General features: G+C 57.2%; 27 protein-coding genes. 11 read left to right on the top strand and 16 right to left on the bottom strand.

Annotated features, from left to right (window positions below):
* Positions 1 to 57: 57 nt before the first annotated feature.
* From AC2FLG_RS14255 to AC2FLG_RS14240, 4 genes are all read right to left on the bottom strand, one after another.
* The gene (locus AC2FLG_RS14255; protein WP_142636516.1) at positions 58 to 501 is read right to left on the bottom strand and encodes a MaoC family dehydratase; all 444 of its coding nucleotides are present in this window, start codon (positions 499 to 501) and stop codon (positions 58 to 60) included.
* A 100-nt stretch (positions 502 to 601) separates the two neighbouring features.
* Entirely contained in the window at positions 602 to 1,477 is an 876-nt protein-coding gene (locus AC2FLG_RS14250) for an HAD family hydrolase (RefSeq protein ID WP_142636518.1), read from the bottom strand.
* Between the two features lie 126 nt (positions 1,478 to 1,603).
* Complete coding sequence (locus AC2FLG_RS14245; protein ID WP_496706708.1) at positions 1,604 to 2,524, bottom strand: manganese-dependent inorganic pyrophosphatase; 921 nt, start codon at positions 2,522 to 2,524, stop codon at positions 1,604 to 1,606.
* Between the two features lie 100 nt (positions 2,525 to 2,624).
* Positions 2,625 to 3,605 carry a TraB/GumN family protein gene (locus AC2FLG_RS14240; RefSeq protein ID WP_496691018.1) on the bottom strand — a complete coding sequence of 327 codons (981 nt, stop codon included), beginning with the start codon at positions 3,603 to 3,605 and terminating at the stop codon, positions 2,625 to 2,627.
* Positions 3,606 to 3,741: 136 nt separating this feature from the next.
* Here AC2FLG_RS14240 and AC2FLG_RS14235 point away from each other — a divergent pair, with 136 nt between their 5' ends.
* From AC2FLG_RS14235 to AC2FLG_RS14210, 6 genes are all read left to right on the top strand, one after another.
* A complete protein-coding gene (locus AC2FLG_RS14235) occupies positions 3,742 to 4,416 on the top strand; it encodes a DUF2161 domain-containing phosphodiesterase (protein ID WP_496706706.1) in 675 nt (224 codons plus the stop codon).
* Positions 4,417 to 4,567: 151 nt separating this feature from the next.
* Positions 4,568 to 4,855, top strand: a complete 288-nt coding sequence (locus AC2FLG_RS14230) for a co-chaperone GroES (protein WP_120632017.1) — start codon at positions 4,568 to 4,570, stop codon at positions 4,853 to 4,855.
* Positions 4,856 to 4,910: 55 nt separating this feature from the next.
* On the top strand, positions 4,911 to 6,551 hold the full coding sequence (gene groL, locus AC2FLG_RS14225; protein WP_496691017.1) for a chaperonin GroEL: 1,641 nt from the start codon (positions 4,911 to 4,913) through the stop codon (positions 6,549 to 6,551).
* Positions 6,552 to 6,790: 239 nt separating this feature from the next.
* Positions 6,791 to 7,633, top strand: coding sequence for a DMT family transporter (locus AC2FLG_RS14220; RefSeq protein WP_496706704.1), 843 nt, complete (start codon positions 6,791 to 6,793; stop codon positions 7,631 to 7,633).
* Positions 7,634 to 7,671: 38 nt separating this feature from the next.
* Positions 7,672 to 8,445 (top strand): alpha/beta fold hydrolase, encoded by a 774-nt coding sequence (locus tag AC2FLG_RS14215; protein WP_496706702.1) that lies wholly within the window; start codon positions 7,672 to 7,674, stop codon positions 8,443 to 8,445.
* On the top strand, positions 8,442 to 9,593 hold the full coding sequence (locus tag AC2FLG_RS14210) for an alpha-D-ribose 1-methylphosphonate 5-triphosphate diphosphatase (RefSeq protein WP_496706700.1): 1,152 nt from the start codon (positions 8,442 to 8,444) through the stop codon (positions 9,591 to 9,593). The genes AC2FLG_RS14215 and AC2FLG_RS14210 overlap by 4 nt, the downstream gene beginning before the upstream one ends.
* Position 9,594: 1 nt before the next feature.
* On the opposite strand, the gene AC2FLG_RS14205 is transcribed toward AC2FLG_RS14210, so the two are convergent.
* The 4 genes from AC2FLG_RS14205 to AC2FLG_RS14190 all read right to left on the bottom strand — a co-directional run bounded on the left by AC2FLG_RS14205 (position 9,595) and on the right by AC2FLG_RS14190 (position 12,203).
* The gene (locus tag AC2FLG_RS14205; RefSeq protein WP_496706699.1) at positions 9,595 to 10,662 is read right to left on the bottom strand and encodes a 5-(carboxyamino)imidazole ribonucleotide synthase; all 1,068 of its coding nucleotides are present in this window, start codon (positions 10,660 to 10,662) and stop codon (positions 9,595 to 9,597) included.
* A gap of 2 nt (positions 10,663 to 10,664) precedes the next feature.
* Positions 10,665 to 11,420 (bottom strand): NAD(P)-binding domain-containing protein, encoded by a 756-nt coding sequence (locus tag AC2FLG_RS14200; RefSeq protein ID WP_496701497.1) that lies wholly within the window; start codon positions 11,418 to 11,420, stop codon positions 10,665 to 10,667.
* Positions 11,417 to 11,902: a 5-(carboxyamino)imidazole ribonucleotide mutase gene (purE, locus tag AC2FLG_RS14195; RefSeq protein WP_271949196.1), complete on the bottom strand. Its 486-nt coding sequence runs from the start codon at positions 11,900 to 11,902 to the stop codon at positions 11,417 to 11,419. The genes AC2FLG_RS14200 and purE overlap by 4 nt, the downstream gene beginning before the upstream one ends.
* Before the next feature lie 76 nt (positions 11,903 to 11,978).
* The gene (locus tag AC2FLG_RS14190) at positions 11,979 to 12,203 is read right to left on the bottom strand and encodes a YdcH family protein (RefSeq protein WP_037308505.1); all 225 of its coding nucleotides are present in this window, start codon (positions 12,201 to 12,203) and stop codon (positions 11,979 to 11,981) included.
* 163 nt (positions 12,204 to 12,366) lie between these two features.
* On the opposite strand from AC2FLG_RS14190, the gene AC2FLG_RS14185 reads away from it, so the two are divergent.
* The 4 genes from AC2FLG_RS14185 to AC2FLG_RS14170 all read left to right on the top strand — a co-directional run bounded on the left by AC2FLG_RS14185 (position 12,367) and on the right by AC2FLG_RS14170 (position 14,847).
* Positions 12,367 to 12,780: an Hsp20 family protein gene (locus tag AC2FLG_RS14185; RefSeq protein ID WP_142636541.1), complete on the top strand. Its 414-nt coding sequence runs from the start codon at positions 12,367 to 12,369 to the stop codon at positions 12,778 to 12,780.
* A 5-nt stretch (positions 12,781 to 12,785) separates the two neighbouring features.
* The gene (locus tag AC2FLG_RS14180) at positions 12,786 to 13,010 is read left to right on the top strand and encodes a DUF1150 family protein (protein WP_142636543.1); all 225 of its coding nucleotides are present in this window, start codon (positions 12,786 to 12,788) and stop codon (positions 13,008 to 13,010) included.
* 92 nt (positions 13,011 to 13,102) lie between these two features.
* On the top strand, positions 13,103 to 13,987 hold the full coding sequence (locus AC2FLG_RS14175) for a PhzF family phenazine biosynthesis protein (protein ID WP_496706697.1): 885 nt from the start codon (positions 13,103 to 13,105) through the stop codon (positions 13,985 to 13,987).
* Positions 13,987 to 14,847: a hypothetical protein gene (locus AC2FLG_RS14170; protein WP_496706695.1), complete on the top strand. Its 861-nt coding sequence runs from the start codon at positions 13,987 to 13,989 to the stop codon at positions 14,845 to 14,847. The genes AC2FLG_RS14175 and AC2FLG_RS14170 overlap by 1 nt, the downstream gene beginning before the upstream one ends.
* Positions 14,848 to 14,904: 57 nt before the next feature.
* Here the strand turns inward: AC2FLG_RS14170 and AC2FLG_RS14165 are convergent, their stop codons facing one another.
* The 4 genes from AC2FLG_RS14165 to trxB form a co-directional block, all read right to left on the bottom strand.
* A complete protein-coding gene (locus AC2FLG_RS14165) occupies positions 14,905 to 16,623 on the bottom strand; it encodes a bifunctional sulfate adenylyltransferase/adenylylsulfate kinase (protein WP_282021518.1) in 1,719 nt (572 codons plus the stop codon).
* A gap of 217 nt (positions 16,624 to 16,840) precedes the next feature.
* On the bottom strand, positions 16,841 to 18,511 hold the full coding sequence (locus tag AC2FLG_RS14160; RefSeq protein ID WP_496706692.1) for an adenylate/guanylate cyclase domain-containing protein: 1,671 nt from the start codon (positions 18,509 to 18,511) through the stop codon (positions 16,841 to 16,843).
* Positions 18,512 to 18,571: 60 nt separating this feature from the next.
* Positions 18,572 to 19,039 (bottom strand): RES family NAD+ phosphorylase, encoded by a 468-nt coding sequence (locus AC2FLG_RS14155; protein WP_496693881.1) that lies wholly within the window; start codon positions 19,037 to 19,039, stop codon positions 18,572 to 18,574.
* A gap of 4 nt (positions 19,040 to 19,043) precedes the next feature.
* Positions 19,044 to 19,985 (bottom strand): thioredoxin-disulfide reductase, encoded by a 942-nt coding sequence (gene trxB, locus AC2FLG_RS14150; protein ID WP_281972663.1) that lies wholly within the window; start codon positions 19,983 to 19,985, stop codon positions 19,044 to 19,046.
* 225 nt (positions 19,986 to 20,210) lie between these two features.
* On the opposite strand from trxB, the gene AC2FLG_RS14145 reads away from it, so the two are divergent.
* Positions 20,211 to 20,711 carry an Lrp/AsnC family transcriptional regulator gene (locus AC2FLG_RS14145; RefSeq protein WP_142636556.1) on the top strand — a complete coding sequence of 167 codons (501 nt, stop codon included), beginning with the start codon at positions 20,211 to 20,213 and terminating at the stop codon, positions 20,709 to 20,711.
* A 116-nt stretch (positions 20,712 to 20,827) separates the two neighbouring features.
* Here AC2FLG_RS14145 and AC2FLG_RS14140 read toward each other — a convergent pair whose 3' ends face one another.
* The 4 genes from AC2FLG_RS14140 to lgt all read right to left on the bottom strand — a co-directional run bounded on the left by AC2FLG_RS14140 (position 20,828) and on the right by lgt (position 25,040).
* Entirely contained in the window at positions 20,828 to 21,610 is a 783-nt protein-coding gene (locus AC2FLG_RS14140; RefSeq protein ID WP_271949219.1) for a Hint domain-containing protein, read from the bottom strand.
* 726 nt (positions 21,611 to 22,336) lie between these two features.
* A complete protein-coding gene (gene pgeF / locus AC2FLG_RS14135) occupies positions 22,337 to 23,095 on the bottom strand; it encodes a peptidoglycan editing factor PgeF (RefSeq protein ID WP_496706690.1) in 759 nt (252 codons plus the stop codon).
* Positions 23,092 to 24,159 (bottom strand): class I SAM-dependent methyltransferase, encoded by a 1,068-nt coding sequence (locus AC2FLG_RS14130; protein ID WP_496706688.1) that lies wholly within the window; start codon positions 24,157 to 24,159, stop codon positions 23,092 to 23,094. Before AC2FLG_RS14130 ends, pgeF begins: the two co-directional genes overlap by 4 nt.
* Positions 24,159 to 25,040 (bottom strand): prolipoprotein diacylglyceryl transferase, encoded by an 882-nt coding sequence (gene lgt, locus AC2FLG_RS14125; protein WP_496706685.1) that lies wholly within the window; start codon positions 25,038 to 25,040, stop codon positions 24,159 to 24,161. Before lgt ends, AC2FLG_RS14130 begins: the two co-directional genes overlap by 1 nt.
* Between the last annotated feature and the right edge of the window lie 48 nt (positions 25,041 to 25,088).

Genomic DNA, 25,088 nt, shown 5'->3' with positions numbered 1-25,088 from the left:
GCGACTGCCTAGCGGGACAGGCGCGCTTGTTCAAGGGTCTGAGACCCCCGGAAACGCTCAGTCGAATTTGCGCGACGGGGCCAGCACCATGGCTTCGCCGACCAGCACCTTCTTGCCATCCACTGCGCAGTGACAATCGAGCTTGACCCGACGCTTGGCAAAATCAATGTCGATCACCTTGACCTCGGCATAGACCATGTCACCCGGGCGAACAGGAGCGAGAAACTTCAGCGATTGCCCCATGTAAACTGTGCCGTGGCCCGGCAACTGCTCGCCGATCACGGCCGAGATCAGACCCGCGGTCAGCATCCCATGCGCAATGCGCCCCTCGAAGATCGTGTCGCGGGCGTAATTGTCGTCCAGATGTACGGGGTTTCTGTCGGTCGACACCTGAGCGAACATTTCGATATCCTCGTCCGTCACCACTTTGCGAAGGTGACGGGACATGCCCATCTCGATGTCTTCAATACAGATCGTGCCGCGTGGAAGATTATCCAACATGTTGCCCTCACTCGAATTCATCGGGCAACAAAAAAATCAAAGTTACCCCTGTTGGGAAACTTTATTACTTTGCAACTGCAGAAAATCAAGCCTTTTTTGACTACCTAAGGCGGCCGATCGTATAGGTCGGGTTTATCTTTTCCTTTTGAATATAATCAGTTAGGGATTCATGATGCGGATGTGCCTCGGTTTTTGTCTCGGCCGCGGCTAGCCCGCCCGAGATGAAAAGAGAATCAATGCCTTCCCCCATTCCGCCCAGAATGTCGGTGTGCGGACCGTCTCCGATGACAAGAATGTCCCCATCGGGGATGTCGTGGCCAAGTTCCTGCAACCTGCGGCGGGCAAGATCATAGATCGGCGGATGAGGCTTTCCGAAATATAGGCTTTCGCCACCCATTTCCGTATAAAGCCTGGCTAACGCACCAGCGCACCACTCCCGAACCTCGCCGCGGTCCACCACAATATCGGGATTGGCACAAAGCAGCTTCAGCCCCTTTTGTTTGGCGTACAGGAAATCAGCGCGGTTCACGGACGGGTCGGCCATAGGATCGAAGGGGCCGCAACAAGCAATGCCCTCTGCCTCGGCCAGCGGCACGCGCTCGATATGAATCGGATGGTCCAACAGCTTCAGTGGTTCAAAGAATCCCGCGTCCCGCTGCCATTCGCCCATGAAATAGACCTTTTCGCCCACTGCGCCACGGAACATGGCCGACCGGGCCGAATCTCCGCTGGTTGCAATCGTGTCATAGGCGTCGTCTGGGACATTGAATTGCGCCAGCTGGGTAGCGACGCCAGCACGCGGCTTGGGTGAGTTTGTCACCAGGACAACAATGCCGCCTTGCGCGCGATAGGCCTGCAGGGCCGCAACCGCTTCGGGGTAAGCGGTGATGCCATTGTGAACACAGCCCCAAAGATCGACGAACAGGGCCTTATACCGGCTGGAAACCTCGGGCAATGCGTGGATGATCTGCGTCATGATGGGCCCCCATTGATCTGGAAAGAGTGTCGTTTGAGCCTAAGACAGTGCGTTTGGTGTTTGGCCAGTAAGGGCAATGCCTAGCAAAAAAGGCGCCCGATAAAGGCGCCTTTGGTGATTTTGGGATCAGACCTTGAGGTTCGGAATGATCTGTTTCTTACGGCTCATGATCCCGGGCAGAACGACCGCGTCGCCATCAACCGAAGCGCCAAAGCTTTTCTCGGCCACGGCTTTGACCAGATCGTTGGGAACCAGCAGGGTGGCTTCTTCGTTCAGAATATCGACCACGAACAGCAATACCTGATCGACACCGTCCTCTTTGGCTACGTCGGCCATCGACGCCGCAAGGCTGTCTTTGCGGTCCAGCACGACACCCGGTGCTGTGGTTTCCAGAACCGAAACGCGGAATTTGGTGCCGTGGACTTCGTATTCCTTGCTGTCCATCCGGATCAGCTCGGCGTCCGAGAATGAGGACACATCTGATTTGGCCGCGAACATTTCTGCAGCATAGGCCGAGACGTCCAGACCCAGATCCGCGGCCAGTTTTTCGGCCACAGCGCGGTCATGCGCGGTTGTGGTGGGCGAGCGGAATTCCAACGTGTCCGACAGGATGCAGGTCAGCGCCGCGCCTTTGATGGCATCGGGCATTTTGGCGGCATCGTCGCCGATCATGTCGACCATGATAGTGGCGGTGCAGGCCAGCGGCCGCACGGTGATGTCGATCGGGCCTTTGGTTTCCAGACCGCCGACCAGTTTGTGGTGGTCGATAATGGCGCGGATATCGGCGCCGTTGATGCTGGCGGGCAGCTCGGCGGGGTTGTTCGTGTCGACAATAACAACCGGTGCGTCAGCCTCTACGTCTGTGATGATGCGCGGCTTGGGCAGGTCCCAGTGCTGCAGCATAAAGGCTGCTTCAGTGTTGGGTTCGCCCAGCAGGACAGGCTCGGCCTGTTCGCCTTTGATTTCGTTCATGTACCACGACCACAGGATCGGCGAACCGGTGGAATCAGTGTCGGGGGATTTATGTCCAAATACGAGGGTTGTCATTTCAGCGTCCTGAGGAGAGTAGATTTGGGCGCCTTATAGGGTGGTCTGGCACACTTGTCACCCGCCCCTGCGTAAACTGTGACGAAGGGTAAGGCCGGGCCTAGAAAGCGGCACGTTTCAGCGTGTATCCAGCCTGTTCCAACTGGTTCAACAAACCATGGTCATCGCCCAAATGTCCGGCGCCCACAGCAATGACCACCGTTTGGTCCTGAATGGCCAATATGTGCTGCATCCAGTTGTTGTTGCGCCCGACTAGAAGTTGCTGTTCGAAACTGGACCACTCTTCGTCGAAGACCTCTTGTGACAGACCGGATGTTTCAAGCCCTTGTAGTCTGGCAAATTGGATGATCTCTGCGTGCTTTTCTTCCAGATAGGCGTTGACCATAGTCGCCAGCTGATCCTCGCTGCTTTCAAAGGCACTGGCCATGCGGATCAGTGATTGCACCTGCTTTTCGATCGGGTGCTGGTCAAACATCGCCATCAGATCGTCAATCTGCTCTAACGAGTACTGGGGGATGTCATGGGCTTCGGCCATGTCGGTCAGGCGCGCGTCCATTCCATAGCTGGCTTCCGGATTCTCGGTCATGCATGGGGGGACACCCAGCATCATGCTCAGAAACCAGGGGCGCATTTTTGCAGCCATCCAACTGGGGATGCCACGCTCTGCCAGGCCGCTGGACAGGGCGGCCCAGTCCTCTTCCGGCATCAGCTCAATCAGGGTGGGACCTGAGGTGATCAGAACAGGGCTGAGGTCTTTGGCCAGTTCCTGTTCAAATGCAGTCATTTCGTCCTGGGTCACTTCGAAATAGAACGCATCCGCCTGGCTGAGTGTCGGTTCCAGCCTTTCTGTGACGGCGTCCATACGCAGGTCGTTTGTGTGCAGCGTTCCTATCAGATGCAGAACTGTATCGCCTTTTGTCGCGATCCAGTGATTGCCTTCCGGGTACGGGAAGTCGGCCAAAGCCTGCTGCAAATCAGCTTGCGCCTCTGGACTTAGGTCAGACCTCAGGTCGCGCCCCTCGCAGGCCGCTTGGGCCGAGAAAGGTACCAGCAGACAAGCCAAAAAGATCAAAAAACGCATCGTACCATCCTGGTTGGATCAATCCCTATATGGGGTGCGACCTTGCCGGGGCCAAGGCCGGTGTTCAACCTGCCTGGATGGACACTGACCTGATCTGTGTCTGGCATTCCACAGTAATTCGAATAGCATGAGCCACATGGACCGCGAGCAGGATCTCTACCCCCCAATCAAGGCGCTGTTAGAGCGTCAGGGCTATACCGTCAAAGGCGAGGTCGGTGCGGTCGATGTCATGGCTGTTCGTGAGGGTGAAGAGCCTTTGATTGTAGAGTTGAAGTTGCGTTTCTCATTGGCGCTGTTTCACCAGGCAATCACCCGACTGAAGGTTACTGAAAATGTCTATATCTGTGTTCTCAAGCCCCGCGGACGCACGGCCAGGCGGGCGTTGAAGGACAACACGGCGCTATGTCGAAGGTTGGGCCTTGGCCTGATAACTGTTCGGGCGGATGGCGTTGTCGAGGTGCATTGTGATCCTGGGCCCTACGCCCCGCGAAAGGACAAGGCCAAAACAGCGCGGCTGCTGCGCGAGTTTGACAGGCTTGAAGGTGATCCGAACGCAGGCGGCGCCACACGCCACGGCCTCGTCACCGCCTATCGTCAGGATGCTTTGCGCTGTGCGGCGCATCTTGCAGAATGTGGTGCCACAAAAGGGGCAGATGTTGCTAAGGCAACCGGTGTTTCGATTGCGACCCGGCTAATGCGCGAAAACCATTATGGCTGGTTCGACAAAATTGAAAAAGGTGTCTACGTCTTGTCGGAATCCGGACAAGAAGGTCTGAAGCACTGGGCCTATAGCTGGGATCAGCCTGATTGAGTCCCAAGGATAAAAAATTCTTCACGCTTGTTGACTCAGGGATTTCGACCCCCTAGCTATACGCCGTTATCACTCGCAAGGGTCGAGTGCTAACGCCTCGCCGCAAGGTGAGGGGAGGATAAATAAACTTTGAGCCCAAGGAGCTGCAAAGATGGCATTGAAACCGCTTCATGACCGCGTGTTGGTTCGCCGTACCGAAAGCGATGAGAAAACCGCTGGTGGTCTGATCATTCCAGACAGCGCAAAAGAAAAGCCCAGCGAAGGCGAAGTTGTTGCGACCGGCGAAGGCGCACGCAAGGACAGCGGCGAGCTGATCGCAATGGCTGTAAAAGCTGGCGACAAGATCCTGTTCGGCAAATGGTCGGGCACCGAGGTTCAGGTCAACGGCGAAGAGCTGCTGATGATGAAAGAAAGCGACATCATGGGGATCATCGAGTAAGCCCACGCGCTTCCTCTGATCTTCATCCCAATACATTTTCTCAAGGAGAAACGACATGGCTGCTAAGGACGTCAAGTTCGACACCGATGCCCGTAACCGCATGCTGGCAGGTGTGAACATCCTGGCCGACGCTGTCAAAGTGACCCTGGGCCCCAAAGGCCGCAACGTGGTTCTGGACAAATCTTTCGGCGCACCGCGCATCACCAAAGACGGTGTTTCGGTTGCCAAGGAAATCGAACTGGAAGACAAGTTCGAAAACATGGGCGCGCAGATGGTGAAAGAAGTCGCCAGCCGCACAAATGACGAGGCCGGCGACGGCACCACCACCGCAACCGTTCTGGCTCAGTCCATCGTCAAAGAAGGTCTGAAGCAGGTTGCAGCGGGCCTGAACCCGATGGACCTGAAGCGCGGCATCGACCTGGCAACTGCCAAGGTTGTTGAAGGCATCAAGAACGCCTCGCGTGAAGTCAAGGACTCGGCTGAAGTTGCTCAGGTTGGCACCATTTCTTCCAACGGTGAAACCGAGATCGGCCAGCAAATCGCAGACGCGATGCAGAAGGTCGGCAACGAAGGTGTTATCACCGTCGAAGAAAACAAAGGCCTGGAAACCCAGACCGATGTTGTCGAAGGCATGCAGTTCGACCGCGGCTACCTGTCGCCTTACTTTGTCACCAACGCTGACAAGATGGTTGCAGACCTCGAAGACTGCATGATCCTGTTGCACGAAAAGAAACTGTCCTCGCTTCAGCCGATGGTTCCGCTGCTCGAGCAAGTGATCCAGTCGCAAAAGCCGCTGCTGATCATTGCAGAAGACGTTGAAGGCGAAGCGCTGGCAACTCTGGTTGTTAACAAACTGCGCGGCGGCCTGAAAATTGCTGCTGTCAAAGCACCGGGCTTCGGCGATCGCCGTAAGGCCATGCTGCAGGACATCGCAATCCTGACCGGTGGTCAGGTCATCAGCGAAGATCTGGGCATGAAGCTTGAGTCCGTGACTATGGACATGCTGGGCACAGCCAAGAAAATCGAGATCACCAAAGACGAAACCACCATCGTCGACGGTGCTGGCGAAAAAGCCGAGATCGAAGCACGTGTTGCTCAGATCCGCACCCAGATCGAAGAAACCTCGTCGGACTACGACCGTGAGAAGCTGCAAGAACGTGTTGCCAAACTGGCAGGCGGTGTTGCTGTTATCCGCGTCGGCGGCATGACCGAAGTTGAAGTGAAAGAGCGTAAGGACCGTGTGGACGATGCTCTGAACGCGACCCGCGCTGCTGTTCAAGAAGGCGTTGTTGTGGGCGGTGGTGTTGCTCTGGTTCAGGCCGGTAAAGCACTGGACACTCTGCAAGGCGCAAACGCTGATCAGGACGCAGGCATCAACATCGTTCGTAAGGCAATCGAAGCGCCTCTGCGCCAGATCGCTGAAAACGCAGGTGTCGACGGTGCGGTTGTTGCTGGCAAAGTTCGCGAAAGCGACGATGTGGCATTTGGCTTCAACGCGCAGACTGAAGAATATGGTGACATGTTCGCATTCGGCGTGATTGACCCGGCCAAAGTTGTCCGTACCGCATTGGAAGATGCAGCGTCGGTTGCTGGCTTGCTGATCACTACCGAAGCAATGGTTGCTGACAAGCCGCAGAAAGATGCACCTGCTGGCGGCGGCATGCCCGACATGGGCGGCATGGGCGGCATGATGTAAAACGTCGAATTCGCTTTGGCGAATTCTGACGGCCCCACAGGCGCTTGGCAGCATAGCCAAACCGCCCAGAGGGGAGCTGCAGAGCTAAGGAACGGGGTCGCCTTCGGGCGACCCCGTTTCGTTTTGACACGCCCCTTATGACTGAAACTGTGGCTCAAACTGTTCCGAGGTCGACGGTCTAACCGGTCCCTTCAGGAAAGTGAGTACCCAAACCGGTGTGAAACCGATATCGGGTTGATATGCGACTGTTCCTTCTGACCGCCCTCACCATGTGCGCCTTTGCAGCGAACTCTATTCTGAACCGGATGGCCGTTGAAGGCGGCGATAGCGACCCGGCCGGGTTTGCGGTTATGCGCGTTCTGGCAGGGGCGCTGATGCTGACGGTGCTGGTTCTGATACGTGGCGGCAGCCTGCCGTTGCGCAGCTCTCGCCGGTTCATTGGCGCCGGCGCCTTGTCGCTTTACATGATCGGGTTCTCGATCGCCTATCTTACACTGGATGCCGGGCTGGGCGCCTTGATCCTGTTTGGGGTGGTGCAAATCACGATGTTCGTGGCCACTGCCGTGACTGGAAATTCAACGACACGACAGCAACTTCTGGGGGCGGCGATTGCATTGGGTGGCCTCACCTATGTGCTTTGGCCGTCGGGCACGGTTCGCGTGGACCCGGTCGGAGCCGCCCTGATGTGCGCTGCCGGGATTGGCTGGGCAGCATATTCTCTGGCGGGACGGTCCGAGCCAAATGCGCTTGCCGGGACGGCGGCGAATTTCGTTATTGCCCTTCCGGTGACGGCCGGAGCTTTGCTGTTGCTCGGCGGAGGTTGGCAGATGACGGGCACCGGTTTGTTGCTGTCGGCAATATCCGGGGCGGTCACTTCGGGGCTGGGATATGCGTTGTGGTACCGTGTTTTGCCCCAACTGGCGCCGACCGTTGCAGCTGTAGTGCAGTTGAGCGTGCCCGTGATTGCTATTCTGGGTGGTGTCCTCTTGCTGAGCGAAACAGCAGAGGCCCGGCTTTTGATTGGCGCAGCGCTGGTGTTGGGCGGCATTGCGCTGGCGGTGCTGCGACGTCAGCGGGGGTAGGGCTTTCATCAGGGGCGCTTAGGCATTATCTGGCGCTTATGAAAATTCTGACCGCCCTGCTTTTCTTTCTACTCCCCGCCGCGGCCAGCGCGAAATGCGTGGTCTTGTTGCATGGTCTTGCGCGGACCGAGGCCTCTTTCACCGTGATGGAGCAGCTGTTCAAGTCACATGACTATTCGGTTGTGCGCCCGGGCTATCCCTCGACCGAGATCGGTATTCCCGAACTGGCCGAACAAACCATTCCTGATGCCTTTGAGTCTTGTGGCGATGACACTGTCAATGTGGTGGCACATTCGATGGGCGGCATTTTGTTGCGCTATTGGCTCAAGGATCATAGCCCGGAAAACCTGGGTCGTGTCGTCATGCTGGGGCCGCCCAATCAGGGCAGCCAACTGGTCGATGAACTTAGCGCGTGGGAGGTGTTCGGCTATCTCAACGGACCTGCGGGCCTTCAACTGGGCACAGGCGCCGAAGGGATTCCGGGTCGTCTACCGCCGGTGGATTTTGAACTGGGTGTTATCGCAGGTGAGAACTCATTAAACCCGGTATTTTCTTCACTGATTGATGGGCCTGATGACGGTAAGGTTTCGGTTGAAAGCACCAAGGTCGAAGGAATGACTGATCACCTGGTTCTGCCGGTGACCCACACGTTTATGATGAACAATCCGCGGGTCATGGCTCAGGCCCTGCACTTCATCGAATTCGGCCAGTTCGACCCGCAGATCACCTGGCTTGACGGGGTGATGGAAGCTATTGACGAGATCTGCATCGGACAGGATTGCTCGGAACCTGACTCGGAGTCCACGCAATGACCGCATTAAGCCTGAATCTGACCGGTGCAGAGGTTCTTCTGCCCGGCGAGGGGCTGACGGATGCCGATCTGTCTATTGCCGATGGCGTGGTTCAGACAGGCCCTGCCGGGCGGCAGATCAACCTGTCAGGATATCTGGTTCTGCCCGGTATTATCGACCTGCATGGTGATGGGTTTGAACGGCACATCGCGCCCCGTCGCGGTGCCATGAAGCAGATGAACGAAGGGATCCTCTCGGTCGAGGCTGAACTGGCGGCCAATGGCATCACCACAGCCGTTCTGGCCCAGTTTTACAGTTGGGAAGGTGGGGTGCGCGGGCCTGAGTTCGCAGGGCAGGTGTTTGATGCCATTGCGGCAGTCAAGGACCACACCGTCACCGATCTGATGCCCCAGCTTCGGTTCGAAACGCATATGCTGGACGATTACGCCGGACTGGCAGAAAAGATTGCGGCTTGGCAGGTGCCCTATGTCGTGTTCAACGACCACCTGCCGCATGACCGTCTGGCTGAGGGGCGTAAGCCCCCGCGTCTGACCGGACAGGCGCTCAAGGCCGGTCGCAATCCCGAGGTGCATTTCGAAATGCTGCTGTCGATGCATGCTCGCCGCGATGAGGTGTCTACCGCACTGGATATACTCTGTGCTGATTTGACAAAGCAGGGCGTCCGGATGGGCAGCCACGATGACGCCACTGCCCAAACTCGCGCCGATTGGCGCGCGCGGGGCGCGCGGATTTCAGAGTTCCCCGAAACGCTGGAAGCCGCCGAGGCCGCCCGCACCGCCGGAGATCACATCATCCTGGGGTCGCCCAATGTGGTGCGCGGCGGGTCGCATAAAGGGAATGTTAGCGCGCTGGACCTGATTGCGATGGGGCTGTGCGATGCGCTGGCCTCGGATTATCACTATCCCAGCCCGCGCCGGGCAGCCTTGATGCTGGCCAAATCCGGCCTTCTGGACATGGCGGGCGCATGGGCGCTGGTGTCGTCAGGGCCAGCCCGCGTACTTGGGTTGCAAGATCGCGGCACGCTCACCCCCGGGCAGCGTGCCGATCTGGTCATTCTGGAGGCAGATACAAACCGTGTCGCGGCAACGTTGGCTGCCGGGCGCGTCAGCTATATGGCCGGGGATATCGCCGCGCGGTTTGTGGGCTGATTTACCGCGTGATGCGGTTAAAATGACCCATCTTGCGGCCTGCCTTCACCTCGGCCTTTCCATAAAGATGCAGCGCAATATCACGTTCGGTCGCGAGTTCAGGTACGCGGTCCATATCGTCGCCGATCAGGTTCTCCATCACCACGTCTGAATGACGCTGCCCGTCGCCCAGAGGCCAGCCTGCCACGGCACGGATATGTTGCTCGAATTGATCCACCGCGCAGCCATTCTGTGTCCAATGGCCCGAGTTATGCACGCGCGGTGCGATCTCGTTCACGATCAGACCCTGCGGGGTCACGAACAACTCGACCCCCATGACGCCGACATAGTCCAAGGCGTTCAGGATATTTGCCGCCAACAGGATCGCATCTGTGCGCTTTGCTGCGGGCAGGCGGGCAGGGACGGAGGTGGTGTGCAAAATGCCATCGCGATGCACGTTCTCACCGGGGTCGAAACAGGCGACCTGACCATCCAATCCGCGCGCGGCGATGATTGATACCTCATGGCTGAAATCGACAAAGCCTTCAAGGATCGCAGGCGCGCCCGCCATATCAGCCAGAGCAGTTTCAGCGTCATCGGGGCTGCGTAGCCGGGCCTGTCCCTTGCCGTCATAGCCAAATCGGCGGGTCTTCAGGATGGCAGGGGTGCCGATCTTGTCAATCGCAGCCTTCAGGCTGTCCAGATCCGTGATATCGGCGAAGGGTGCGGTATTCAGGCCCAGCCCTTGCAAGAAAGCCTTTTCGTTCAGTCGATCCTGACTGACCCGCAGCGCCTCGCGCCCCGGGCGGATGGGGCGGTGGACTTCCAGAATGTCCAGTGCTTCGGTGGGGATGTTCTCGAACTCATAGGTGATGACATCGACTGCTTCGGCAAAGGCCTTGAGGGCCTCGGCATCATCATAAGAGGCGGTGGTCACACGATCCGCCACATGACCCGCAGGCGGGGTCGCACCGGGTTCATAAATATGCGACACAAAACCCAGCCGGGCTGCAGCAACGGACAGCATACGGCCCAGTTGACCGCCGCCCAAAATCCCGATTGTCGCGCCGGGGGCGAGCATTTCCACCATTCTCAACTCTCCAAACGTTTGCCAATAGCGCCAAGTGCTGCGTGCAATACCTTGTGCGCGCCCTGATCTTGCAGGGTCTGTGTCATTTGCAGGCTCAGCGTGCCGTCAGTGGCCAGCGCATCGCGTTCGGCCTCTAGGCGGCCTGCGGCCTTCTTATCCATCGCGTGCAGAAAGCCCGATACCAACTGGGTGGTGTAGAATTCGGCCCCGGCTGCGTCTCCGGTTGTGTCTCCCAGCCAAGTTGCTCCGGTCGCCATCAGGTCCAGAAGGCCAGGGACCATGGCGCAAATGGCGAAATGTGCGTTTAGTGCCGCCTCATCTGCGACCTTGATCACCGGGTTTTCCGGTGCGAACAAATCGACCAGCAGTTGATCGTTGCCGAAAGCGACAAGCGGGCAACCACCGGCTTCCAAAAATCCCAGCGGAATGGTTTGCACGATTGCCGGCGCCGGAGAGCAGAGCTCGGTTAGTTCATCTTTCGAAACTGCTGCCATGACCGAGACGATCTGATGGTCGGATCGAAACGTTAAGGCGGCCAGAACGTCCGCAGCGATATGTGGGCGCAGGCACAGGAACACGATCTCGGATGCATCAATCACGGCCTGTGGCGTCGTGACAGACACACCCAGTTCAGCCTTTAGCGCGGTTGAAACCTGGTCATTGCGTTCTGTCACGGAGATCTCGTGCCCTTTACGGGCCAAAAAACGCACCATCGGGGCCGCAATATGGCCCGTGCCGATGAATCCGATCCGGCTCATCCCTCGGGTTCTTCGGGGATTGAGGCCGATAGCGCGTCGCGCCAGGCATCCAGCCGGTCGGCCAGAGCGTTATCCTGCAGCGCCAGAATGCCAGCGGCCATCAATCCCGCATTGGCACCGCCTGCCGACCCGATCGCCATAGTCGCAACCGGAAACCCTTTGGGCATCTGAACAATGGAATAGAGCGAATCGACGCCAGACAGTGCCCGCGTCTGCACCGGAACGCCGATCACAGGAACGCGTGTTTTCGAGGCCATCATACCCGGTAAATGCGCGGCCCCGCCGGCCCCTGCAATGATCACCTGCAATCCGCGCGAGACAGCAGTCTTGCCATAGTCCCACAAGCGATCTGGGGTGCGGTGCGCTGAAACGATGCGTTTTTCATAGGCTACGCCCAGCTCATCCAGAATATCTGCGGCTTCTTTCATCGTGGACCAGTCTGACTGGCTTCCCATGATGATCCCCACTTTAACGTCGCTCATCCGCTTGCGTCCCTGCCTTCCAAAAGAGCGCGAACTATAGCCAAATCCGCCTTTGTGGCAATGCGGTTCAGATGTCTCAGGCGATGATATCCGGGGTCAGGCGGTCTTCGATCAGGCGAATGATGTCTTTCAGGCGCAGTTTCTGCTTTTTCAATCGTTTGATCGTCAGTTGATCCGAGGTGCCAGTGGCCTGAAGCGCCTCGATTGCTTCGTCAAGATCACGGTGTTGACGGCGAAAAACTTCCAGCTCTACCCGCAGAACCTCATCAGTTTTCATCGAAAGATCGGTGGGCGCGTTCATTGGCGACTCAGAGTTGTTGTGGTGCTTGTCACACAAGATAGTGTGTCAGGCTTGATCCGGCCAGACCTTGTGGACATCGCTGTATATTCCCATATTCTATTATACGCGGTTGCCAGAATGGGGCCGCACAACACGTCGCTTTGGCAATAAAGGACGAAAATACGTGTCTAAACTTACTCTGGGCTCATACCCGCATCTTTTGGGGTTCGAGCAGTTGGAACGCCTTCTGGAGCGGTCTGCAAAGGCCGGAAATGAGGGGTATCCGCCCTATAATATTGAACAGACCTCGAATTTTTCCTACCGCATTACCTTGGCCGTGGCCGGGTTTGCAGAAGAGGACCTGTCGATTACCATCGAAGATCGACAGTTGGTGATCCGGGGACGTCAGCGCGACGACAGCGAAGGACGTATCTTTCTACACCGTGGGATCGCGGCACGTCAGTTTCAGCGCATGTTCGTGTTGGCCGATGGGGTCGAGGTTGGCGAAGCGATCATTGAAAATGGTCTGCTGCATGTGGATCTGACCCGCGCCGTGCCCGAAACCGTGGTGCAAACGATCAATATAAGGAAGGGGTAAGAGCAATGAATACACCGTTTGAAATCAACGCCGAAGGCGATCGGATCGTCTATGTCAAAACAGTTGAAGTCGCCGATCTACCTCGGGAAGTTCGCGAACAGGCCGGAGATCTGAGCCTGCTATATGCGGTACACGATGCCGACGGCCAGCAACTGGCACTGGTTGCTGATCGCAAGCTGGCGTTTAACCTGGCGCGCGAGCATGATTTTTCACCGGTGGCCGTGCACTAAAGCGGCCTCCGTACGTTTTCCTCGTGACATCCATGGCCTGTCGGGCGAGACAGTCGAACCTATGATGGTTCGAATATCGGAGTGCACGACACATGAATTGGTTCGACTTTGACTGGGTAGACGCCTTCAGCGATCGCGCCTTTGGTGGCAATGGGTGCGCTGTTGTTCATGGTGGGGCAGCTCTGTCCGAAGACGTCTGCATGGCCTATGTGCGCGAGACGTCCTTGGTTGAATGCACCTTTACTGGCCCGTCCGATGTGGCCGATTTCCGGGTTCGTTATTTTCTGGCCAGTCGCGAAATCCCCTTTGCCGGGCATCCCACGATCGCAACCGTAGCTGCAATACAGTCCAGAGGAATGCTGCAAGGCAATACCCTGACGCTTGAAACCGGCGCGGGGATCGTTTCGATCTGCATCAGCGGTGATGAAATCGAGATGACGCAGATTGCACCACAATTCGGCGCCTATGTTCCCGCCGAGCTGGTCGCCTCTGCCATCAGCCTGCCCAAAGAGGCGATTATCTCGCCGCCGCAATTTGTTTCTACCGGGCTGCCCTTCTGTGTCACTGTTCTTCGTGATCACGACGCCCTGCGCGCGGCAAAACTGGTCGAAAGGCCTTTGCGCGAGATTGCCGAAAAGGCGGGCTTTTCCGGCTCCGATATGGCCGAACCTTTTCTTGTAACGCTCAAAGGCGCGACCAAAGCAGGCGATACATTCTCGAGATTGCTGTTGGCCCCGCCCAGCCCGCCCGAGGATCCGTTTACCGGATCTGCCACAGGTGCGATGGCGGCGTATCTCTGGAAACATGGGCTGATGCCAAAGGACGTTTTTATTGCCGAGCAAGGCCATGATATGGGGCGCCCCGGTCAGGCGACTGTTACCCGAGCTGGCCCATCGGATGCGATGACAGGCATCAAGGTCGCCGGTCGCGGGCATATTCTGATGCGGGGTCAGGTCAATTTGCCAGATGCCGGATGATGACAGAACCTGCAATCGCCATATTGCCCTATGGGCATCGGTTAGGGCCGAAACTGGCCACGGTTCCTTTGTCGGAACTGACCTGGCCCGAAGGTTGCCCGGATCGTCTGATCGGAAAAACAGTGGGCGATCTTGCGCACACGGACCATCTGATCATGTACCCCAATTCCACGGTACACCTGCGTCTTCGTCGGGGAACACGTGCGCGGATATCTTTGATGATGGGAGAGCCTTCGGCCATCCATGCCAAACATGATCGCATGTTGCGCTATACGTGGCGGCGGTTCTTCCGGGTGCTGACCTTTCATGATGTTTTGTTGCAAGGTATCCCAAACGCCGTGTTTCTGCCTTATGGCGTGACGATGGTGCCTGATTGGCGAGAACTTTTGGTCGAGAAATCTAAATCCTGTTCTTTGATCGCCTCGGCCAAACGTGATCTCGAAGGACATCAGCTGCGCCATTCCGTGATCGACTGGGTTCGTGAATCCGGGGCAGATGTCAATATTATGGGGCGTGGCTATACTCCGTTTGACCGAAAGTCTGACGGGCTGGCCCCATATCGCTATTCGGTGGTGATCGAGAATGTGCGGGAGCGGAATTACTTTTCGGAAAAGCTGACAGACGCGATCTTGTGCTCGACAGTGCCGATCTATTGGGGCTGTCCCAATATTGGTGATTTCTTCGACACATCCGGGATGATCCTGTGCGATTCCGAGGCCGACATTCGGAGTGCGATTCAAGCCGCTTCGGTCGATGACTATGCCGCGCGTCTAGATGCCCTGCGGGCCAGCCAGTTCAAAGCGGCCGAGTTTGGTGATTTCGAAGGGCGCGCGGTCGCCGCCATTCGGGCAGAACTATAATCCAATAGAAAAAGGCCCCCGGAAACCGAGGGCCTTTTGCTTGATTCTTTGCGCAGGTTACGATCCGGCGATCAAACCCATGCTTTCCAGCTTGAGCAGAACCTGGTGGGCACAGTTGTCTACGTCCACATTCTCGGTCTCGACGCTCAGCTCGGGATTGGCAGGTACGTCGTAGGGATCGGAAATTCCGGTGAATTCCTTGATCTTGCCTTCACGCGCCAGCTTGTACAGGCCCTTGCGGTCGCGGCGTTCGCATTCTTCGATGCTGGTGGCCACGTGAACCTCGCAGAAAGCGCCAAACGCTTCGACATCTTCGCGGACGGCGCGGCGGGTCGTGGCGTAGGGTGCGATTGGGGCACAGATAGCGATGCCGCCGTTCTTGGTGATCTCGCTGGCCACATAGCCGATGCGGCGGATGTTCAGGTCACGATGCTCTTTCGAAAAGCCCAGTTCCGATGACAGGTTCTTACGAACAATGTCTCCATCCAGCAGGGTCACCGGACGACCGCCCATCTCCATCAGCTTTACCATAAGCGCGTTGGCGATGGTCGATTTGCCCGAGCCGGAGAAACCGGTGAAGAATACGGTAAAACCCTGCTGACTGCGCGGCGGTTTGGTCTTGCGCAGCTCGGTCACAACCTCAGGGAAGCTGAACCATTCGGGGATTTCCAGGCCTTCGGCCAGACGGCGGCGCAGTTCTGTGCCCGAGATATTCAGGATTGTGACGTTGTCTTTGTCTGCGATCTCGTCATTCGGTTCGTATTGAGCGCGTTCCTGCACAAAGACCATGTGTTTGAAATCGACCATTTCGACGCCGATTTCATCCTGGAACTGGCGGAACAAATCCTGTGCGTCGTAGGGGCCATAGAAATCTTCGCCGGCTGAGTTCTTGCCGGGGCCTGCGTGGTCACGGCCGACAATGAAATGCGTGCAGCCGTGGTTGGCGCGGATCAACCCGTGCCACACCGCCTCGCGCGGGCCTGCCATACGCATCGCCAGGTTCAGCAGTGACATCGAAGTTGTCGAGGCCGGGTACTTGTCCAGAACAGCCTCATAGCAACGCACGCGGGTAAAGTGGTCCACGTCGCCCGGCTTGGTCATACCAACAACCGGATGGATCAGTAGGTTGGCCTGCGCCTCTTTGGCGGCACGGAAGGTCAGTTCCTGATGCGCGCGGTGCAGCGGGTTGCGGGTTTGGAATGCAACAATACGGCGCCAGCCCAGTTTGCGGAAATAGGCGCGCAGCTCGTTCGGTGTGTCGCGGCGAGCGCGGAAATCATAGTGAACGGGCTGTTGGATACCAACAACAGGGCCGCCCAAGTAAACCTTGCCGGCAGTGTTGTGCAGGTAGTTGACCGCCGGGTGGGCATCGTCATCTGCACCAAAGACCTTTTCCGCCTCGCGTGCCTTGTTCGGCGTCCAGCGGTCGGTCACAGTCATGGTGCCCAAAATGACACCTTCCTGGTCGCGTAGTGCAATGTCCTGACCCAGTTCGATGCCCTCAGCGAAGTCTTCGCTGACATCCAACGTGATTGGCATCGGCCAAAGGGTGCCGTCGGCCAGGCGCATGTTTTCGACGACATTGTCGTAATCGGCCTCGCTTAGGAACCCTTTCAGCGGGTTGAACCCGCCATTCATCAGCAGTTCCAGATCACAGATCTGACGAGGGCTCAGGTCCCAGCTTGTCAGGTCGGCAGCTTCTACTTTCAGTTTCTGTGCGGACTCGTACGAAACATAAAGTTCAGAGATCGGCGCCAGATTGCTTAACATCGTCATGGGAATTCTCTTGTCGAAGGATGGATTGGCCAGTGATTCAGGGGCGTTTGCCGGGCATGTGCCCCGGCGGTCGAGTGAAGTCCAGATGGATTTATGAAACAAAGGACGATATGCGCGGTTTTTCTCCGGATTGGAAGGATTTTCCACATTTTGACGCGAAACCCGACGACAATCCCTTGGATCAAGGCCAAATAGACCGGTTTGAATGAGTGTGTTCTCAGGCGGCAATCTTGGGGGTGAGGTCGGACGCACGTTCGACCGGCAGGGCAGAAATTGGCCTTGTTACCCCACGCAACTGGAAGGGGCGCAGATCGTTCTGCCAACTCTCATGCCCCGCTGCCTTCAGCAGATCGCCCGAAACCAAAAGCTCGACACCCAACCCCTTGGTCTCGGCCTCCAATCGGCTGGCGACATTCACGGCGTCGCCGATAATCGTGCGGCTTGCAGTGCCTACGGCGCCGATTTCGCCCAGAACCAGATCGCCCAGATGTAATCCCATTCCAATGCGAATAAGCGGGCTGCCCTCGGTTTCGAGTTGCTCGTTGAACCGTTGCAATGCGCGGCTGACATTGGCTGCGGCTTTCATCCCGGCCCGTGCTGAACTTGCAGCATCGGCGGTTTCAAACACTGCCAGCAGCCCGTCACCCATATACTTGTCGACCACACCCCCATCCGAGGTGATGGCTGGCACGATGGCGTCAAAGAACCGGTTGAGCAGGAAAACAATGTCATAGGGCAACTGCCCGGTGGTCAGTGCCGTGAACCCACGCATGTCCAGAAACAGCACCGCCAGTTTACGTTCCTGCCCCTGACTGGCATGGGCGCGATTGCGACCGCTACCGGGATTGTACATCCGAAAGGCCGTGATTGGCTCGGTCGGGCGGATCTGACAGGCCAGGCGTGCGCCTTCGGGTGCTTTTACGGCAGCCAAGCTGCGGGCCTCGATCTCACTGGGGACGGGGAGCTGATCTGCACCATTTTCGACAATAACGCGACAGGTGGTGCAGCGCCCCTTGCCACCACATAGCGCAGTGTGGGGAATGCCGTTGGCCTGAGAAATCTCAAGCAGGGTCATGCCTTTTTCGGCCACAATTTCGGGGCCTTCCACATATTTGATGCGCACCGAATGCCGGCGTCGCAAAATTTTGCGCACCAGAAACGCAAGCAATGTAGCGCCAACCGCCAGCCCGAATGCAAGCAGTGTATCTTGCCTCACAGCCATCAGAGCCTGAAAAGCCTCGGGCGATGGCCAGTTGTAATGTTCGATATACTGATCGCTCAGAAACGGGTCGGCGAAATCAGCCCAGATGCGTCGGCCCTCTGTCAAAAGACCTGCCAGAGCGAAAGACGGAATGAACACGGCGAGCCCGATCAGATAAGGCAGCGTCCTTTGCCACCAGGATGTCAGGCGCAGCCACATGTGAAGACCGATGCAACTGTGGACCCAGACCACCAGCAAAAGCAGGCTTTGTGTCCAGATTGCATAGCTGGGCCACATTAGCGCGATGATATAACCCATCTCATCATTAACCCCGAAAACTGCATGTGCGTATCGGGTGTGAACAAGGTGCGAGATCAGTTGCAGTGGAATCACAAATCCAAGCACCACTTGCAGCCCCAGACTGAAAGGCATTCGCATGGTTCTGCGCTGAGCTAACGAATACAGCGCCAGCCCAAAATGCACGAGCAAGGCCAGATATAGAATCGCGCTGCCGATGTTGTTGCGCGTAATGACATGGCGGCCTTTCTGCATTCCGTGGAGATAATCAGTATGAAACAGTCCCAGACCGATATTGATGAAGTGAAAGAAGGCAAAGATGAACAGGATCAGGCCGCTCATGATCCTCAGCCGGGTAGCCCACCCGCCTTGCCATAGTACGCTTTTCACTCGGTTCACCTGTGTTCGTTTTGCTCGCATCTCAGAGTCTGTAACGGCGCAGAGCGGGGGTCAAGCGAAGCCTCTATGCCCCGGCAACCAGGGATGCGGATCCCCATCCAGGCACACTACCTCTGGCGAGGTGCTAAACAAAACCGCATGACTGAGTTCTGGCCGGGATCGCGAGCTGTATAGCAAGCCGTCGGCGCCTTTGGCGCGGGCGTCATCCGAAAATAGCCAGGTGGGTGAGGCGCCTTCTTTTTCGTGGGTATCCTGCCACACGACCGAGGCTTCGCTGCGCCCCCGCAGATCTACCAGCCGAGCGCCGGTGATCCGGCATTTTTGAAGAATGCGTGGTGGATCGGATGGGCAGACATAGCGCTTGATGGCTACTTCGGCACCCTCAGCGCTCAGCGAAGAATAAAGCGCGAATTGGCCCGCATAATGAAAACGCCCCTCTGGCGCCCGTGCTGGGGCCAAAGGGGCGTCTATCTGTGAGAGGAACAGAATTCTCCAGATCGGGCCGGAGAATTCGATCACCTGATTAATCCTGCTCGGCCAGGAACCGTTCAGCATCCAGCGCGGCCATACAGCCCATCCCGGCGCTGGTAACGGCTTGACGGTAGATGTGATCTGTCAGGTCTCCGGCAGCAAAGACACCTGGAATGGAGGTTTCTGTGGAGCCCGGTTTGGTGATCACATAGCCGCCCATATGGGTTTCCAGCGAGTCCTTGACCAGCTCATTCGCGGGTGCGTGGCCGATGGCGATGAAAACACCTTTACAGGGGATTTCGCGAATCTCACCGGTTTTCACATTCTTGACGCGCACGCCTTCGACACCCAAAGGCGCATCGGTTCCGATGACCTCGTCCAGTTCGTGGAACCACAGGGGCTCGATCTTGTCGTTCTTCATCAGCCGATCCTGCAGGATCTTTTCGGCGCGCAATTCATCGCGGCGATGGATCAAGGTGACCTTGCTGGCAAAGTTGGTCAGAAACAGCGCCTCTTCCACGGCGGTATTGCCGCCGCCGATTACAACGATCTCCTGCCCGCGATAGAAGAACCCGTCGCATGTGGCGCAGGCGGAAACGCCAAAGCCTTTGAACTTCTCTTCCGAGGGCAATCCCAGCCATTTCGCCCGCGCGCCAGTGGCCAGAATGACCGCATCGGCAGTGTAGATGGTGCCACTGTCGCCCTTGGCGGTGAACGGGCGTTTCGAGACATCCAGATCGCTGATAATGTCGCCGATGATTTCGCACCCCATCGCGGCGGCGTGCTCCTGCATCTTGATCATCAGATCAGGACCCTGAACCTCGGTAAAGCCGGGATAGTTCTCGACCTCGGTGGTGGTCGTCAGCTGCCCGCCCGGTTCGATGCCCTGAACCAGTATCGGTTCCAGCATCGCACGGCTGGCATATACGCCCGCAGTATAACCGGCAGGTCCTGATCCGATTATCAGAACCCTGGTGTGTTTTGTTTCGGCCATGATACCCCCGACTCGATCTGCCTGATACGGGCCTGCGGCCCCTTGGCGAATGGATATAGCGACCCCCTTGAGGCGCTTAAAGCCCCTTCGTGCCGTATCGGAGAATCCGTTTCACAACTCGCGCTAGAAAAATACCTGGAAAACCAAAGAATATTGCGCAAACGCGAAACATTATTGCGCATCCCTTGGGTGCTGATATAACAACCGAAAATTCAGGAGCTTTTTATGGTCGCGACACGGCTGGACGAGATTGACCGCAAGATTCTGGCAGAATTGCAGGCAGACGGTCGCATGACCAATGTAGAGCTCGCGAAACGTGTGGGAATTTCCGCGCCTCCGTGCCTGCGGCGCGTGCGCACATTGGAGGACTCGGGCCTTATCCGCGGATACCACGCGGAAGTGAATGCGCGTGAGCTGGGTTTTGAGGTTCAGGTCTTTGCAAGCGTCGGATTGGAAAGCCAAGCCGAAGCCGAACTCAGCGCATTCGAGGAACGCTGCCGCGAGTGGCCACTTGTCCGTGAATGCCACATGCTGAACGGCGAAGTGGATTTTATTCTGAAATGCGTCGCTCCTGATCTCAGCAGCTTTCAGCAGTTTTTGACAGGCGAGTTGCTGACCACGCCAAACGTGGCCAGCGTTAAAACCTCACTTGTGATACGCGGCGCTAAGGACGAGCCCGGTGTACCGTTTGACGTCCTGGAAGAACGAATGAACCGGACGGCGTAAAGCGCATCCTTTTGTGACGGCTGGTGCACGGTGGCAAAATCGCCGTGACAACCAGAAACAACACCCAACTAATTAAAATCTGCATAAAGCCCCCACTTTGCAGTACTGGTTAAAACTCAGGCAGTGATTGCGTCCACCTCTCCATCTCCGGCACGCGGTAACTGCAGCGGGCCAAAGTCATTCAGCGATTCGACATGCTCGAACAAGTTCAAATAGATTGAGCGAAGCGAATGGCTGATCATCCGAACCGCATTTACGCCTGGATGATATGATTCAAACTGTAATCCGTCTACCTTGATAACCGAATGGCGTTTCAGACAGATGTGAAACAATTCGATTGGGGTAGGCGGTAGCATCTCGATGACACCCATCCCGTCTTGGAACTCGTGCGCGGGCGTCAAAACAGGAGATCCGCCATACAAGTGCCGCAGATGTGCTGGGGTGCCCAACAGGCGCGCAGCCGGACCGACAGTCACGCCTGACATCGGTTTTTGCATTCCGAAGGTATCCGCCATGATGCGTGTCAGCGGGCGCGTGCGACCACGCGAGTCTTCGCGCCCGGGGATCAAAGTCACCGAGCCCTTCCAGACCACGGTTTCCGAAGTTCCATTCTGGGTCAAAACCGTATCGCCAGGCAAAAGATCTTCGATCGCTATCGGCCCGTTTTCGGTTTCGACAAGCGAACCCCGCGTAAAGGCACAAAACGCATCCTCGAACATGGGCAGTGCTGGCGCGATGTGGCGGGTTTGGGATACCTCGCCATTGCTCAACAATGAACTGACCTCATAGCGCCGCAGCTGCGCTTTTTGTTTTGTTGTATTTCTTGGAATCTCGCGCAGCATTGTCGACGTATCGACGGCGTTTCTGGCGGCGCGGGCCAAAGAATGTGGAATAGTCATACTAATTCCGTCCCCTCAAACATCCGCTCAGGAAGGCTGAACCCCCGTACAGGCCCGCCTGATCGGTTTTCTTTGTCTTGAATGCTATGGCGACTTCGAGACGTCGGCTGTAACGGCCGCGCAGTGCGATGGAATTTCGCAAACTCTTGGTCAACACATTGACCCCCCAGACAAACTCACAACTCGCAGACGAAAATTGTCTACGCACACAAACTCCTAAACACATTCACAGAAAGCGTCTGTGAAGCGCCACACACCGGATCGGAGCACCCCCGCTGTGTGTATTGACCCTCAAAGCCGGCAGAATGGCTTTGGTAGGCCTGTCTAGTCAGCGTCGCGAAGCCAAACGGCGCGCCACACTGGCAGAACGGCTGGAAACCCGCTTCCACGGCATCTCCAGTTTTTGCTCTCTGGACGCTTTTAGAACAGCGCTGAGAAAGCGGGATCTTTGTTTCATCCTGTTGTCCTACTCGTTCAAGGCTTAGTGCCTAACGACCCAATCTGGGCCTAACGTGTCGCCATATTGAGGCGGCCATAAGGCTGACGCGGGTTGAATCTGGGACAAAAGAAAGTTGGTTGTTTCCTTTTCTTAATCTAGCCGCGCTCACATTCAGAAATATGCAGATAACCATCTGAGAGAGGGCAATAAAACCTAATTTTGGCGACTCATATAGACACAACAAATGTGGCGAAAAAGCGGCGATTTCGCCACAATCAGGGCACGCGTCACAGTTTGATGGCGGAAATCAGGCGGCCGTAGTCGGCTTCTTTTGTATGAACCGATCGGCGGTACGAATAGAATCTGTTCGGGTCCGAATAGGTGCAATGACGAATCCACTCTGCATGCCCGACACCAGCCTGACGTAACCGGTGCAGCCCATAGGACGGGAGGTCAAATTGCATCCGATCACCCGTTCCATTTGCGAAGAATCGCAGGTTTTCTGATGATTCAGCGGCAAAGTCTTCTAGGAACTCGGGCCCGACCTCATACGCAGTTTGAGAGATTGTGGGCCCTATGACGGCCACTGTATTCTCGCGCCGTGCTCCCAGCGCCTCCATGGAGTCCAACGTGGCCTCAAGCACACCGTCCAGCGCGCCGCGCCAACCCGCATGTGCAGCTCCTATCACTTTTGCGTGGGTGTCGGCAAAAAGAACAGGTTGGCAATCCGCCGTGAGGATGGTCAGCGCCAGCCCGGGACAGGCCGTAACCAACGCGTCTGCTTTAGGCTTTTCCCCGTCGATTGGACCATCAACAGTTATGACCGTCGGTGAATGCACCTGATGCACCCCGATAAGGGATCCGGGATCGACCTCCATCGCATCCGCTACGCGGTTACGGTTTATCGCGACAGCCTCGGTCTGGTCAGATGATCCATGACCGCAGTTGAGCCCTGCAAAGATCCCGGATGAGGCCCCGCCACGGCGGCAGAAAAAACCATGGCGTACGGATGACAAGAGATCCGAAGTCAGAATTTCCAGCGTCATGATTCCAGTCCCGGTGGCAATGCGGCATAAGATGGGTACAGGCCCAGTACTTTGAACAGGTTTCCCATTTCCTCTGGGTGCGTCAACCGGCGATGTGCGGCTATCAACGCCTCAAGCTTGGACCCGCTGAGTGGTTTCGCCAATGCTTGCGCCCGCGCAGTGATGCCCAGCCGTTCCAGAAAAACGCCTTGGGGTGTCAGGCGCGAATGGGCGCAGCCCGCAGCTCGCGCTGCGCTCGCCAGAGGTTCGAAGTCCACATGGGCGGTCAGATCAGCTTGTCCGGGGCTGGAAAGAGGGTCTATCGGCTTGTGGGCATGCAGCGCTTGAAACGTATCCCCAAGCGAATGCCAGTCGCCATAATCCAGGATCAGTCCGGCCCCGCCGTGTGTCGCGATCCGTCCGGCGATCACAGTGATGATCGGTATGGCCGAAGGGCAAAGCTCGACCAGATCCCCATCCTGCGTGTCCTCAAGCCGGTTCTTCAAAGCGATCTGTGGCGACCGCGGCCCCTGGCCAAAAGCCAGTGATTCGTCCTTCATCCCGATCAAACGTTCCCGCCAATCGCTGCCATCACGGATGAATTGGCGAATGGGCAGAGCGTCAAAGAACTCGTTTGCCACCAGCAAAAGCGGGGAATCGGGTAGATCGGTGACCGATGTAATCCAGCGTGGAGCATAGGCATCCAGCGTCTTTGCCTGAATGGCGCGCAGGGTTGGTGAGGCCTCAAGCAGCACAATATCTGCCGCCGCGTGAAAGCCATCCACGCCCTGTGTCGCACGCAGCATGTCAGCCATCAGCGTTCCGCGCCCGGGACCCAGCTCCGCTAGCGTGAAACGGCCCGGACACCCCTGGTCAATCCAGCAATGCGCAAGGCCGAGCCCGATTAGTTCGCCAAACATCTGGCTGATTTCCGGGGCGGTGATGAAATCGCCCTGCGGGCCAAGGGGGTCGCGGGTGGTGTAATATCCCAGCGTCGGGTGCAGAAGGCATTCGGTCATATAGTCGGCTACACTCATCGGGCCGTCTTGTGCGATACGAGCCTGTAAGAGGTTGGCGAGGGTCATCACTTGGCCTTAGCGCGTGATGCCAGCCAAAGGCCAAAGGCAATCATTGGCAAAGACAGTAACTGGCCCATGGTCAGGCCGTAGCCGCCCATTTGCCAGGCAAGTCCAAGCGGATTTCCGGCCGAAACAAACTGTGCATCGGGTTGCCGGAAAAACTCGACAATGAAACGCGATGCGCCATAGCCCGCCATAAACACGCCTGTGACCAGACCGGGCCGTAGGAAAGCGCGGCGCCGATAGACCAGCCACAACAGCAGGACGCCCAGCAGCAACCCTTCGAGTGCGGCTTCGTAAAGCTGAGAGGGGTGGCGGGCGCAAAGACCAATAACCTCCGGGCAGTTTTGGGCGGCGGCACCGGGGAATACAAAGGCCCAAGGCAGGTCGCTGGGCCTTCCCCACAGTTCGGCGTTGATGAAATTCGCGACACGACCCAATAACAGCCCAGGCGGCACGGTATGTGCGATCAGATCAGCAAGCGGCAAAATCGAAATTTGGTGGCGTCTTGCATAGATATATGAGGCCACGACGACGCCTAGCAATCCACCGTGGAAGGCCATGCCGCCCTGCCAGACCATCAGAATTTCGATCGGGTTCGAAAGGTAATAGGCTGGTTGATAAAACAGCACGAACCCAAGTCGCCCGCCCAGAATCACGCCCAGAATGATCCAGGTGATCAGATCCTCAAGCTGGGCGGGTTGCATAGGTGGCGCCTTGTCGGGCCACAGGGCGGGGCGCTTTAGGGCAATCACCCCCAGGCGCCATGCAATCACAATCCCGGTGATATAGGCGAGGGCGTACCATCTAAGTGCGAACTCCATCCCGAACAGCGAGATCGAGAAAAGTTCGGGCGACAGATCGGGGAAATTCAGAACAGCCTGCATGTGCGTCTCATTGCCCGGGCTTTGAGGGTTAAGTCAACCTTGAGCCTG

Source organism: Ruegeria sp. CDSA193 (genome assembly GCF_059611885.1).
Note: the sequence above shows the minus strand (reverse complement) of the source record. Positions and strands in the feature narration are given on the sequence as shown.